Source organism: Acidobacteriota bacterium (assembly GCA_016716905.1).
Lineage (GTDB): Bacteria > Acidobacteriota > Vicinamibacteria > Vicinamibacterales > SCN-69-37 > SYFT01.
Genome location: JADJUS010000022.1, coordinates 1,225,942 through 1,239,428 on the forward strand (window position 1 = coordinate 1,225,942; position 13,487 = coordinate 1,239,428).

Genomic DNA, 13,487 nt, shown 5'->3' on the forward strand with positions numbered 1-13,487 from the left:
CATCATTTCTTGTTGAGGAAGGGCACGCCGTCGGTCATCCACTTCGGCGCGGGCGTCCCCTTGAGGTAGTGGTCGAAGAACTCAAAGTACCGTACCGTCAAGTCTTTGCGGTTGGCCATGCCGCGTAGGCCATGTCCTTCTCCGGGATACGCCAGCATGACCGCGCGTTTGCCGTTGTAGCGCAGGGCGTTGTAGAAGTTCATGCCTTCGGTGAACGAAACCGTCGGGTCTGCCGTGCCATGCATGATGAGAAACGGCGACGGCGCGTCTTTCGCGTGCGTCAGGGCCGACTCGAAGCGGTAGAGCTCGGGATCGTCCCAGGGGGAGACGCCCCACCGGCCCTGTCCGTAGATGTAGTAGTCGTTGCCATTGGCGCCGCTGCCGCCGTTCACCTGATACGTCCATCCCCAGCTCTGGCTGAAGTCCGAGGTGAGGTCGGTCACGCCGGCGCCCATACCGACGGCGGCGAACATCTTCGAACGTGTGCCGATGAACGCGGCGCCTTCACCGCCGTAGCTGTGCCCGTGCACACCGATACGCTTCGGGTCGGCATACCCCATCTCGATGACCTTCTTCACAGCGGCTTCCACGCATTCCAGCATGTCGCTGTGCGACGAGCCGGTCCTGAAGTGAATGTCGGGCAACATCGTGATGTAGCCCTGGCTCACCGCCTGAATCGGCATGGAGCCCATGCCGGTGAGATATGAGGGTGCGCTGTACCGATGCATGTTCTGCGAGTTCTTCTCGTAGAACGTCACGATCATTGGCCGCTTCTCGCCCGTCTTGTAGTCGTCGGGGAGCGCGAGTATGCCCTGCAGCCTCACGCCGTCGCGGTTTTTGTAGTCAAACAACACGCGGCGTCCCCACTGGTACTCGGCCTGCTGGGGATTGATATCGGTGATCTTCTTCGCGTCCTTGAAGTTGGGACCGGACACGCGAAGGTCGGGAAACTCCGTGAATGTCTGGCGCGTGAACAGAAAGGTGTCGGCCTTGGCGGCTTTGGCCGGAGTGCTGAACGCGGCGTCTTCAAAGACCACCTCTTTCAGTGAGCCGTCGGGCGTCAGTTCGTAGAAGCCGGCCTTCTTCGTGTATTCACCATAGGCCGAGAGGGTCAGCGTTTTGCCGAGATCGATCGTGCCGCGCGGTCCCACGGCGAGCGGGTCGATCGGCTCGGTGCGCGCGTACCGGAACCGCACTTCACCTTTGCTGCCCACGCCGTTGGTGATGTTCTTCGGTGCGCCACCGTCGAGCGGAAACTGCCAGAGGTCGTACCGATGCTGCACGATGACTGACTTGCCGTCGCTCGAGTAGCCGGCCAGGCCATACGACGGCTTCGGGCCAGGGTGATCAAACTCCATGTCCACGAAACTCACCGCGCTCGATCCACCGAGCGTGCGGGTGGTGGCAGCATCAAGCTCGTACTCCTGGAACTTGTTGTCTTTCCAATACAGGAAGTGACGTCCATCGGGCGAGATCCCGAACGCGTGGGCGCCGGTCAATTGGTTCTTGAACATGAGCGTGCGCTCGCCGGTGGACGTGTTGACCCGGTAGAAGTCTGCGGCCGGGCGTTTGTAGTCGTGGATGTAGCCGCGCGTATCGCGGCCCACGGCCCAGCGGCCATCCTGCGCCACCTCCAGTTCACGCATCGTCTCGTCGGTCAGCCTGATGACTTTGGCTGCCGGCACATCAAACGCCGTGCGGAAGGTGAAATTCCTGTCGACCTCCGCGCGAATCATCTGCTGCGACTGGATGCGTTCGTCCACGCTGTTCCAGACGTCCACGTTGGCGAGGTCGTCGGTGCTGCGCCTCGTCGCCGCGTCGGCCGTCTCCACCTGTTCCTTGATCCCGAAAAACACGCGCTTGTTGTCGTGGCTCCACGCGAGGGGGGCGCGATCGCTCACAACCCAATCTTTCGGGAAATCCGCTGCCTTGGCGGGGTCCAGCATCACTGGCACCCCCACGGCGTCACCGAGGGCGGCCTGCACTGCCGGGTACGCCACAAGCACATTACTGCGCTCGCGCATCTTCTCCACATCGGCGCCCTTGAGCACTGCCAGGGCGGCGCCATCGTCGCTCCACGTCAGCCGGTTGTAGGACTTGGCGTCGTTGTCCAGTGTGGTGATGCGCCCGCTCCGGGTGTCGAACACAAACAGGCCGTTGCCATCTTTGACTGTGGCGTCCACGGTGTAGGCGAGCAAATCACCAGGGCGGTTAAACGAGATGTCACCCACGCTCCCCAGGAGCTGATCGCGCCCGGTGGTGAGGTTGTGCAGGACGACGTCCACGCCTCTGGGCCCGGCCGGAGCGGCGGCGGCACCAGCTGCCGGCGCGGCCGGAGCCGCGGCTTCGGCGCCCGCGGCGCCGCGGCCACCAGCCGGCGTGGGCGGCCGCCGGCGCAAAATCAAGTGACTGGAGTTCGCGGCAAATGTGAACGACTGAATGTCCTGCCACGACTTGATCGCGCCCGTCTCGAGGTTTCTCAACTCGACTCGGCGGGGCTGAGCGGGCGGCGTTGCGGCGCCTCGGGCCGCCTGGCCTGCAGGTTCAGCCACGTCCGGGGTCGGCGCCGGGGCCGGTGCGCCTCCGGCAGCGCCGCCTCGGCCTCCCCGACCGCCGCGGCCTGCAGCAGGCTCCACCTGATAGGCGAACCACCGGGAGTCGGCCGAAAACGATCCGCCTGCCCCGTTGGCCACTTCGACGTCCTGGTTCGTGGCCAGATTCAACAGGTGAAGCACCGGCTTGGTCTCGGTCGGCGCGGTGTTCGTGAGCGCCACTCCGTACGTCACCCATTTACCGTCGCCGGAAATTTCCTGGCCGCTGATACTGCGCCAGCGCGTGTAGTCTTCGATACCCAACGGCTTCTTGGCGGGCGCCTGCGCGCCCACCCACGCATAAGCCGAGATGAAGGTGAGAACAAGAACGAGAGCGGTACGTCTGGCGGACTGAGTCACGGGCGTCTCCTGGCGCCAAATTATAGGTCCAGAGTCCAGAGTCCAGGGTCCTTCCTCAGCTCCCCAGCTCCCCAGTTCCCCAGTTCACAACCTTTTCACGCTTCCTTACGTCCAAGCTGCTCAGGTAGATGATCTATGGGAGAGGACGCGCCGAATGCCGCCACGGGGACGCACGCCGATTCACGGGGACTTGTTACAGGGCACGCTGGACCTGTTGATTCTGCAGACGCTGGTGCTGGGCGCCGCGCATGGTCACACCATCGCGCACGCGATTGAGCGCCAATCCGATGATGTGCTCCAGATCGAACATGGCTCGCTCTACCCGGCCCTGCACCGCATTGAAAACAAGAAGTGGATCGCCTCGTTCTGGGGCACGTCAGAGAACAACCGTCGCGCGCGTTACTACCGCCTGACTGCGGCCGGGCGGAGCCAATTGGCGCACCAGACCTCGCGGTGGGAAGCGCTGGTGGGCGCCGTTAACCGCGTCCTTCGCCCGGCGCCGGCCGGGTCCAGGTCCGACAAATGAGCTGGTGGCGGTACATCCTGCGCGCCCGTTGGGATCGGGAGCGCCGGCGGGAACTCGAGTCGTACGTGGAGATCGAGACCGACGACAACATCGCGCGCGGCATGTCTCCGGCGGACGCCCGAGCAGCCGCGATCAGAAAACTCGGCAATCGCACGCTTGTACTCGAAGAGGTCTACACCATGAACACACTTGGCTGGCTCGACACCACCTGGCGCGATCTCCGGTATGGCGCGCGAGTGCTGTGGCGGCAACCTGCTTTCACGATCGTCGCTGTCCTGTCGCTCACCCTCGGTGTGGGAGCCAATACGGCGATCTTCCAGTTGATCGATACCGTGCGCCTGCGCACGTTGCCGGTGGAGGCGCCGCACGAACTGGCGCGCATCACCATCGATTCGGGAGACGGCGGTCGCACCGGCCGGTTCACGTCGCGGTACTCCCAGTTGACGTACCCGTTGTACGAGCAGGTCCGCGACCAGCAGAAGAGCTTCTCTAGCCTTGCCGCTTGGGGACCGGTGGTCCTGGACCTCGCCACCGCAGGCGAATCGCGGCCGGCGCAGGGCCTGTGGGTGAGCGGCAACTTCTTCGCCACGCTTGGTGTCACGCCTATGCTGGGCCGCCTGATTGGGCCGGATGAGGATCGGCGGAATTGCCCGACACCCGCCGCGGTCATCAGTTATCCGTTCTGGCAGCGGGAATACGCGGGACGCCCCGACGTGATCGGTCAGACCCTTCGCCTGGACGGCCATGCGTTTGAAATCGCCGGTGTGACTCCGGCATCGTTTTTCGGCGTAGAGGTCGGGCGCCAGTTCGAGGTGGCGCTGCCACTCTGTACCGAGCGCCAGGTGCGCGGGCTCGCGCGGTCGGCGCTGGACTCCGGTGACTGGTGGTGGCTCGCTGGGTTCGGCCGGCTGAAACCGGGTGTCACCGTCCAGCACGCGGAAGCCGAACTCAAGGCCCTGTCGGCGCCGATCTTCGCCGCGACGCTCCCCACGGGATACGTGACTCGCGATGCCGACAACTACAAGAAGTTCGTCCTCAAGGCGGGACCGGTAGACAAAGGCTTTTCCGCATTGCGCGGCGACTATGGCACGCCACTCCTGCTATTGCTGGGTCTGGCCGGCCTGGTGCTGCTCATCGCCTGCGGGAATCTGGCCAGCTTGATGCTCGCCCGCGCCAGCGCGCGGGAACACGAAATGGCGGTGCGCCTGGCCATCGGCGCATCGCGCTGGGCGCTCGTGCGGCAGTTGATGTCTGAAAGCCTGATCGTGGCCGCCGCCGGGGCGATCTGTGGCGCGTGGCTGGCCCACGGCTTGAGCGCCGTCCTCCTCTCCTTCCTGAGCACCCCGCAAAACCCATTGATGCTGGACCTGACGCAGAACTGGCGGGTACTCGGTTTCACGAGCGGGCTGGCCATCCTGACCTGCCTCCTGTTCGGCCTCGTACCGGCCGTTCGAGCGACGCGCACGGCCCCGGTCAACGCCATGCGCGCCAGCGGACGAGGGCTCACCGACGGTCGTGGCCGCTTCACGCTTCGTCGGGCACTCGTCATCGGCCAACTGGCGGTCTCGCTGGTCCTGCTGGTCGGCGCCCTGCTGTTCGTGCGGACGTTTCAGAATCTGGCGACGGTGGACGTCGGCTTCACGACCGCGGGCATCGTGGCCGCAGACTTCGACTTCCGCCGCGCCAACGTTGCGCCTGAAGGACAGCGCGAATTTCAGCGGTCATTGCTGGAGCGGATCAAGGCCATGCCCGGCATCACGGGCGCCACACCGGTCAGCATTGTGCCTGTGAGTGGAGGCGGCTGGAACCAGGGCTTGGTCATCGACGGGAAACCCCAGGAGGGTTATCCCAATGTGAATCAGGTCGGTGGCGAATACTTTGAGTTACTCGATATTCCGTTGCTCAACGGACGCACATTCAACGACCAGGACACGCCAACCTCGCCCAAGGTGGCCGTGGTGACTGCCGCGTTTGTCGAGCGCTACCTGAAAGGGCGCGATCCGATTGGACGGGTCTTCCACTTTGACGTCGGTCCCGGGGAACCGAACCTGGCGATGCACGTGGTGGGCGTCGTGGCCGATACCAAGTACAGCGACGTCCGCACGGAGAACAGTCCACTCGTGTTCCTCGCGTACTCGCAGGACCCTGCCCCCGGTGCCTCGCTCACCACCTTGGTCCGGATGGCGAGCCCCGACGCAAACATCACTCGCGAAGCGGTGGCCCTGGCGGGCCGAGTCAGCAGCAACATGCTGGTGACTGTGGCCTACCTGGAACGCCAGATGGCGGAGGCACTGGGGCGTGAGCGACTGATGGCGATGTTGTCGGGCTTCTTCGGCGGACTGGCGCTGCTCCTGGCAGCAGTCGGACTCTACGGCGTGATGTCCTACATGGTGCAGCAGCGCCGGCAGGAGATCGGGATTCGCATGGCGCTCGGCGCGGGCCGCGGGCGGGTCCTGCGCATGGTGCTGCGCGAATCGGCGGTGCTCGTGACGGTCGGAGTGATCGCCGGCGCGGGGCTGGCCCTGTTCTCGAGCCGGTACGCAGAATCGCTCCTCTTCGGTCTCACCGCCACGGACCCGCTCACCATCGTGCTCTCGGTCATCGGCCTGACGGCCATCGGGGCAGGCGCGAGCGCGATCCCGGCCTGGCGCGCCGCGCGCGTCGAACCGACGACGGCGCTGCGAGAGTGATCGGGGTCCCGGGGTCGCGGCAGTCCTAACTTCCCCAGTTCCCCACTTCCCCAGTTCCTAAGTTCCCCAGTTGCAGATGCGGTAGACTCGGCGCGCGGGGAGACTGCTATGAAAACGAATACGTCGCTCGTCGGCACAGTCGCGCTTGCCATCACACTGTCGGTCACGTCAGGGATGCGGCCCAGGGCGCAGGCGCCGGACCTTGGCGTCTCAGCCAAAGATGGCGTGGTTGTCTCCTCTTCGGACATCGCGTCCGACATCGGTGCAGCGGTGCTGGCGCGCGGAGGCACGGCTGTTGACGCCGCCGTGGCCACGGCATTTGCCATGGCCGTCACCTACCCAACCGCCGGCAACATCGGCGGCGGGGGCTTCATGATCGTGCGCACGGACGACGGCGCGGCCACCACGTTTGACTATCGCGAACGCGCACCCGGCAAATCGACGCCGACGATGTATCTGGATGCGAAGGGTGAAATCGTCCGCGGCCTGACGGCCGCCGGTTACCTCGCCCCAGGAGTGCCAGGCACCGTGCGAGGCATGGCGATGGCTCATGCACGGTTTGGCAAGCTGCCATGGAAGGACGTGGTGATGCCAGCCGCGAACCTGGCGCGCGACGGGTTTGTGGTGTCGGCGTCGCTGGCAGGCGGACTCAATCGCGAGGTGGCCGGGCCAATGAAAGCGTTTACCGGCTCAGTAGCCGCGTACGCAAAGCCCGACGGCACTCCCTGGAAGGCGGGCGACCGCATCGTCCTCGCGGACCTCGCAAAAACGCTGACGGCCATTGCCGTGGATGGGCCTGACGCGTTCTACAAAGGCTGGATCGCCGATCTGATCGAGAAGGACATGGCCGCAAACGGCGGCCTGATCACCAAGGCGGACCTGGCGGCGTACGAAGCGAAGGAACGCCCGGCGGTGCGCGGCACTTTCCTCGGATTCGACATCATCTCGATGCCGCCGCCCAGCTCAGGCGGAATCGCGCTGATCGAAATGCTGAACATGCTCGAGGCCCTGGAAATCCAGAAGCTGCCCAGGCTCTCAGTCGAGGCCATTCACCTGACGACCGAAGCGCGCCGAAGGGCATTCCTGGACCGCGCCCGCTTCCTGGGCGACCCCGACTTCGTCAAGGTTCCGGTTCCAACGCTTATCTCGAAACCACATGCCCGCGAGCAGATCGCCACCATCAGCAAGACGAAGGCTTCGTCTTCGGCCGAGCTTGGAAAAGACATCATCACCATGCCCGCCGGTGAGTCGGATGAAACGACGCACTTCTCGGTGGTGGACCGCAACGGCATGGCGGTGTCGAACACGTACACGCTTGAGGGCGGTTACGGTTCACACCTGGTGGTGCCCGGGACGGGGTTCATCCTCAACAACGAGATGGGCGACTTCAACAAGAAGCCCGGCACGACGAATTTGACCGGCGACATTGGCACGCCGGCCAACATTATTGCCCCGGGCAAACGGATGCTGAGTTCGATGACGCCGGTGATCGTCGCGCGGTCGGGCAAACTCGTGCTGGTCACCGGATCACCCGGCGGACGAACGATCATCAACACGTCGCTTGATGTGGTGCTGGGAGTCACGGCGTGGGGCCTGACTGGTGTTGAGGCCGTGGCGGCACCGCGCATGCATCACCAGTGGCTGCCCGATCGACTGTCGATTGAAGCCAACGGCATCCCGCCCGCCACGCTCGAAGCACTCATCGCGCTCGGCCATGACGCGCGTGTGGGCGGCACACAGGGATCAGCCCAGACCATCTGGGTGCATCCCAACACGGGCGTCTTTTACGGCGTCCCCGACATGCGCTCCCCCGACGCAAAGGCCAGCCGCCGCGAGTAGACGTCAGGCCACCGCGTACTCCAGCAGCATGATTCCCGACGTGGGTCAGGTTGGAAGCGCGGACGGTGCTGGACCGATACCGATCCGGGTAGACTGGGGCGTAGCCAGCCTGTTGGAAAGAGGTTCGACGTGGGTGTTCGAACGATCGCGTGCCTGATGGCGCTTTGCGTGGCGGCAGCCGTGGCGACAACGGTCTCGGGTGCGCCGCAACTGGGCCAGGCCCTGCCCGAACGGCAGTTGCCGGTTTTCAGGACCGACTCCCACTTCGTGCGCGTGGACGCCTACCCCACAGAAAAAGACGGGTCGATCACCCGCGGCCTTGCCGCTGAAGACTTCGAAGTCACCGAAGACGGCAAACCGCAGCGGCTGGATTCAGCCGAGTACATCGAATACGAACGATGGTCTCCCGGGATCGATCCGCCGTCCGTGGAAACCCAGCGTGAGTCGTACCGCCTCGCGGCCGATCCCCGGTATCGCGTCGTGGTTGTCTACGTGAACCGCCTCAGCCGTTCGAGCGCGCGCCACATCCAGCAGCCCCTGGTGGACATGTTGACCCGGGAAGTGGGGCCCCGCGATCTCTACGGCCTGTTGATGCCCAACCACGAGGCGAGCGATCTGGTGCTCGGCAAGTTCACGCCGGCCGAACAGGCGCGCCTCAGCCGGTTCCTGGGAATCCTGGATCACAGCAGCCCGTTTGAAATGGATCCGATCGAGCAGAAACTGTTCTCCTGCTTCGGCATGGGCAGCGTCCAGCGGTGGCGGCTGGATAATCTCTATCGCGACCTCGAGGGCATCATCGCCATCCTCGGCACGTTGCGCGATGAGCGAAAGAGCCTGGTGTTTGTCTCAGACAGCATGCCTGGCGTCGGGGGCCAGCGTGGTGGTGGCGGCAATTCGTCGCGCTCCTCGATGCCCCAGGGCCAACCGCCGATTTCGCGGCCCATGCCCGGCGCCACCGGCCTGTCACTCGGCACCTACAACCCGACCCAGGGCGTGGACACGTGTGAACTGCTGGCGCGCGATATGCCCTTCCAGAATCCCGATCGTTATGACGATCTGATTCGCCTCGCCCGCCGCATGAACGTGGCCATCCATCCGGTGAGCCCCATGGGGCTCACCGCGTCGTCCAGCGTGTTCAGCGGGTCGGCGCTGCGACGACTGGCCGACGAGACCGGTGGCATCGCGGTGGTCAACGTCAACGACATCGATGCGGGCCTCAAAAAGATCGTCAATGACATGCCGGCGTACTACCTGCTCGGTTACCACACCAGCAACACGAAGTGGGACGGGCGGCGTCGTGAGATCAAGGTGCGCCTGAAATCAACCGGCAAGACGATTCGAGCGCGACGCGAGTACCTGGCTCCGAGTGCAGCGGACATGGCCGCCATCCGCGCGGCTGCGGACGCGCCGCCTCGGCCCGCGGGGCCCACGCCAATCGAACGTGCGCTGGGAGGACTGGCCCGCCTGCGAGACGATGCGGAGGTGCACGTGCAGGGTGCGGTGCGCGAAGGCGCGCTGGCCGTCGCGGTAGAGGTGCCGAGCGGGACCGCGACATCGGGCGGATGGTACGAAGGCGCCGACGTGGAAGTGTTTGCGACAAGCGAGGGCAGCCCGTCAACGGCAGCGGGTCCCGCCCTCGCCGGGATGACCGGCGCCACAAAGATGCGGACCGGCTCGCGCGGTGCGGAAATACGTCTGCCAATCGCTGCAGGTGATGCAGGGCCCTGGCAGGTGCGTGTCCTCGTCAAGCGCGGGGACGAGACGCTGGAGGATCGCGCTCGAGTGGTTCTGGACCCAGCAACGGCGTTTGGTGAGCCGTTGCTGTATCGGGCGGCGTCACCACCGGCGGCGCCGTATGTGCCGGTGGCCGATCGGCAATTTCAGCGTAACGAACGGATGCGCGTGGAGTGGCTCGTGTCTTCACCCACGCCCATCAGGCTCAAAGCGCGACTGCTGCAGACGACTGGAAATCCACTCACCTACGCGCCACCCGTCGTCTCGGAAGAACGCGGTGGAGCGACGTTGGCGCGGGTGGACATGACCATGACGTCGATCGCGGCCGGCGACTACATCATCGAACTGACGGCCGAATCAAACGGCCAGGAACAGACGACGCTGCTGGCGATACGGGTGCTGCGGTAGCGAAAAAGACGTCGGGTGTCTTTTTGGCGCTGACGGGCAAAAAGACACCCGACGTCTTTTTCGCGGTCACCGTTCCTGAGGGCGCCTCCACAATCAGCGTGCCGCCCTCGCCGAACCGAACGCGGGTGAGCTGAGGCTGGCGGTAGCTGTAGAACACCCAGTCCGAGGCGGACTCTGCGGTCAGGGCGACGGGCGCGGTGGGCACCGCGCGGAAACCCGCGAGCCGGCGCGGGCCCCAGATGTACTGCAGCACCGGGCCGCCGCGTTCGAAGCGCAGCCGAATGGTCACGGCCGGGTCACCCTGCACGATGGTGGTGCCCAGCAATTCCACTCGCTGGTATTCGCCGAACTGCGCGCGCCATTGCTGCCAGTAGCGCGACTGATTCGTTTCCACCGTGGCGAAGGGCCGGCCATCTTCGAACCTGAAGGCTTCGTAGATGGGGCGGAAGTCACCCTTGGCTGCCGAGTCGACCAACGGCAGTGTGCGTTGCTCGAAGTCCGCGAACCTGCCGCCGGCCGGTGTCAACATTCCAACAGACCCGAACAGCGTGGGGTCGTCCGCCTCAACGTCAATCGCGGTCTCGGTGGCCCGCACCACAAATTTCGCGCCGGTTTCCGTCGTGTATGTTCCGGCGAGCGCGTCGCGCTGCGCCCTGGGCACGGCAACAGCCATCGGCGGCATCACCACGGGCGCGTCGTTGAAGTAGAGCGCCTCGAGTTGCCGTGGCGCGAGCTGCGTGGCCGGAATTACGGGCTGGTTGGACATCGCAATGATCACGACGCCCTCGTCCACATAACGGCGAAAATCGGTGAAGAAGAACCCGTTTCCGCCGTTGTGCGTGATGACCGTGCCGCCCCGCCGCGACTGCTGCACACCCCAGCCGTACGCGTACCGCTCGCCGCCAACGGACGGCACATGGCCCGTCAAGTACTTGGTGCGGGCGTCGGCCGAAAGGACCTTCGAAGACTCCAGTGCGAGGTGCCAGCGATACAAGTCGTCCAGGCTCGCGTGGATGCCGCCATTGGCCCGCAGGTACCAGCCCGGGCCGTCCGGCAGCCAGCCGTTTTTATGGGTGCGTCCCCACGCCTGGCCGTCGGCGCGGTAGCCGATCGGCAGCCGCGTCAGCGGCCACGCCGGCGCCTGATAGCCGGTGTCGGCCATATCCGCCGGCAGAAACAGATGCTCGCGCAGGAACGCTTCGTATCCTTGTCCCGACACACGCTCAACAATCGCACCGGCAAGTGCGAACCCTTCGTTGGAGTACTCGAACTGTTCGCCGGGCTTCGCGACGAGCGGTGCGGCGAGCACCCGCGCCACGAGCGCGTCGCGTTCGATCGGTTCTTCGTCCATCCCGCCGAGATCACCTGAGAACCCGGCGGTATGCGTCAGCAGGTGATGGATGGTGATGCCGGCTTTGTCCTCGGGCACTCCGGGGAGGTACTTCGAGATCGGGTCGGCGGTGTTCAGCTTGCCGGCCATTTCGAGTTTCATGATGGCCGCGCCCGTGAACTGCTTGGTCACCGACCCGATGCACGAGACCATATCCACCGTGTACGGCAATCCTGTTTCCCGATTCGCCAGGCCGTACGCCTTCTTGAGCATGACCTTGCCGTCGGTGGCCCAGTTGCCGCCCTTGGGAATCGACGCAATCAGCACGGCGCCGGAGAACCCATGCGGCACCAGGCGCGTCAGGTAGTCGTCCACGCGCGCGGCTTCCGCGCCTTGCCGGATCTCGCCGGTTCGTAACGCCGGCACCTGCGCGTGCGTCTGGGCGGCCGCGACCGCGAGCGCCACTGCCACCGCCGCCCCTCCCACAATCGTCGTCACGCTTGCCATGCTCATTGGTCGTGTACTCCCGAATCTATCTGACAGGGTCATTATGAAGAATCCGTGAAGGCCTTCGTGGTATTCTGCCCGACCGAATTTTCCTGGAGTCGTCATGGTATTGAACAAAGCTGAACTCATCGCGTCTCTGCAAAACGAAGTCCGGATCCTGCTGCACCTGGCGGGCAAGATCGACCGGTCGAAACTGGACTACCGCCCCACACCGAAACAGCGCAGCACGATCGAGCTGCTGAAGTACCTCTCGATGATGGGACCGACCATGGTCGACGTCGTCAAAGCTGGCGCCTTTGACCCGGCCGCGTGGACGGCGGCTGAAGAGGCGGCCAACACTCGAGACTTCGACCAGGCGCTCGCCGCCATCGCTTCGCAGTCCGACGCCTATGCCACGATGCTGGCCGGCATGTCCGACGCCGACCTGAGGTCCGAGATCGACCTGTTCGGCCAGACAAGTTCGCGCGGTTCAGTTCTGGTCAACCTCCTGCTCTGCAGTTGCGCGGCCTACCGGACGCAGTTGTTCCTGTACCTGAAGGCCTGCGGCCGCGAAGAGTTGAGCACCATGAACCTCTGGGGCGGCATGGACTCATGACGTCACAGCCGGGTCCTCCCGGCAGCCTGCTGAACCTCGACGCGTCGCGCCCGCCTGTCGAACCGGTGGACGCCGCGACGCTTGTGCTGCTTCGCGACGGCAGCGACGGTATCGAGGTCTTCTGCGTCGAGCGCAATCGCAAGAGCCGCTTCATGGGCGGAGCTCTGGTGTTTCCTGGCGGTAGAGTGGATGCGGGCGATCGTGATCCGGCGTGGGATCCACTGCTGCTGGCTCCCCATGCGCGGACAGGCGCCATCAGTGGATCGACGGGCCCGCGCCGGGACCTGGCGCTCGCCGCCTGTCGCGAATCGCTTGAGGAGGCGGCCATTCTCCCCGTGAACGGAATCCTCACGCACAGCGACGCACTCGAGTTGCGAGCCGCGCTCGCGTCGGGAGTCGACGCGCTTCGCACCGCACTGACAAGGCGCGGGCTTTTGATCGACCTCGGGTCGCTGGTGCCCTTCGCACGATGGATCACGCCCGCTGCTGAGGCGCGGCGTTTCGACACGCGGTTCTTCATGATGCGCACGCCGGCGGGCCAGGACGGCGCGCACGACGAATACGAAACGATGGCCAGCTTCTGGGCCACGCCTCGCGAGGTGCTTGCACGTTGGGAAGCCCGGCAGGTGCAGATGGCGCCGCCGACGCATCACACGCTGCTGCGAATCTCGAGGAGCGGCAACGTCGATGAGGCCCTCGCTCTGGCGGAGACCGCGCCGCTGGACCCCGTCTGCCCGGCGCTCGTGAACTACGACGGCACGATCGCACTGACGCTGCCGGGCGATCCCGATCACCCGCAGCCATTGCGTATCATCGAGGGGCACACCCGGTACGTGCTTCGTCACGAGCAATGGCGCCCGGAAAATCCGCCGGCAATCGCAGCACCTGCCACGTGACGGATCGCGGG

8 protein-coding genes are annotated in these 13,487 nt (G+C 65.1%); 6 read left to right on the forward strand and 2 right to left on the reverse strand.

All coding sequences use genetic code 11. The features are described 5' to 3' along the window. Positions 1 to 2 precede the first annotated feature (2 nt). Complete coding sequence (locus tag IPL75_21485) at positions 3 to 2,951, reverse strand: S9 family peptidase (protein ID MBK9242769.1); 2,949 nt, start codon at positions 2,949 to 2,951, stop codon at positions 3 to 5. A 154-nt stretch (positions 2,952 to 3,105) separates the two neighbouring features. Here IPL75_21485 and IPL75_21490 point away from each other — a divergent pair, with 154 nt between their 5' ends. The 4 genes from IPL75_21490 (at position 3,106) to IPL75_21505 (ending at position 10,148) form a co-directional block, all read left to right on the forward strand. Continuing rightward, positions 3,106 to 3,477 (forward strand): PadR family transcriptional regulator, encoded by a 372-nt coding sequence (locus tag IPL75_21490; GenBank protein MBK9242770.1) that lies wholly within the window; start codon positions 3,106 to 3,108, stop codon positions 3,475 to 3,477. Beyond that, entirely contained in the window at positions 3,474 to 6,167 is a 2,694-nt protein-coding gene (locus tag IPL75_21495; GenBank protein ID MBK9242771.1) for an ABC transporter permease, read from the forward strand. The genes IPL75_21490 and IPL75_21495 overlap by 4 nt, the downstream gene beginning before the upstream one ends. Before the next feature lie 108 nt (positions 6,168 to 6,275). Continuing rightward, positions 6,276 to 8,006: a gamma-glutamyltransferase gene (gene ggt / locus IPL75_21500; GenBank protein MBK9242772.1), complete on the forward strand. Its 1,731-nt coding sequence runs from the start codon at positions 6,276 to 6,278 to the stop codon at positions 8,004 to 8,006. A gap of 129 nt (positions 8,007 to 8,135) precedes the next feature. Then, positions 8,136 to 10,148, forward strand: a complete 2,013-nt coding sequence (locus IPL75_21505) for a VWA domain-containing protein (protein ID MBK9242773.1) — start codon at positions 8,136 to 8,138, stop codon at positions 10,146 to 10,148. On the opposite strand, the gene IPL75_21510 is transcribed toward IPL75_21505, so the two are convergent. After that, complete coding sequence (locus tag IPL75_21510) at positions 10,078 to 11,976, reverse strand: beta-lactamase family protein (protein ID MBK9242774.1); 1,899 nt, start codon at positions 11,974 to 11,976, stop codon at positions 10,078 to 10,080. The genes IPL75_21505 and IPL75_21510 overlap by 71 nt on opposite strands. A gap of 112 nt (positions 11,977 to 12,088) precedes the next feature. On the opposite strand from IPL75_21510, the gene IPL75_21515 reads away from it, so the two are divergent. Together IPL75_21515 and IPL75_21520 are read left to right on the forward strand one after the other, a co-directional pair. After that, positions 12,089 to 12,580: a hypothetical protein gene (locus IPL75_21515; protein MBK9242775.1), complete on the forward strand. Its 492-nt coding sequence runs from the start codon at positions 12,089 to 12,091 to the stop codon at positions 12,578 to 12,580. After that, a complete protein-coding gene (locus IPL75_21520; GenBank protein MBK9242776.1) occupies positions 12,577 to 13,476 on the forward strand; it encodes a hypothetical protein in 900 nt (299 codons plus the stop codon). Before IPL75_21515 ends, IPL75_21520 begins: the two co-directional genes overlap by 4 nt. Positions 13,477 to 13,487 lie beyond the last annotated feature (11 nt).

Bases quoted from the DNA above. Each gene is read 5' to 3' on its own strand.
- IPL75_21490 (MBK9242770.1), top strand. From the start codon at position 3,106: ATGCCGCCACGGGGACGCACGCCGATTCACGGGGACTTGTTACAGGGC.
- IPL75_21495 (MBK9242771.1), top strand. From the start codon at position 3,474: ATGAGCTGGTGGCGGTACATCCTGCGCGCCCGTTGGGATCGGGAGCGC.
- ggt (MBK9242772.1), top strand. From the start codon at position 6,276: ATGAAAACGAATACGTCGCTCGTCGGCACAGTCGCGCTTGCCATCACA.
- IPL75_21515 (MBK9242775.1), top strand. From the start codon at position 12,089: ATGGTATTGAACAAAGCTGAACTCATCGCGTCTCTGCAAAACGAAGTC.
- IPL75_21520 (MBK9242776.1), top strand. From the start codon at position 12,577: ATGACGTCACAGCCGGGTCCTCCCGGCAGCCTGCTGAACCTCGACGCG.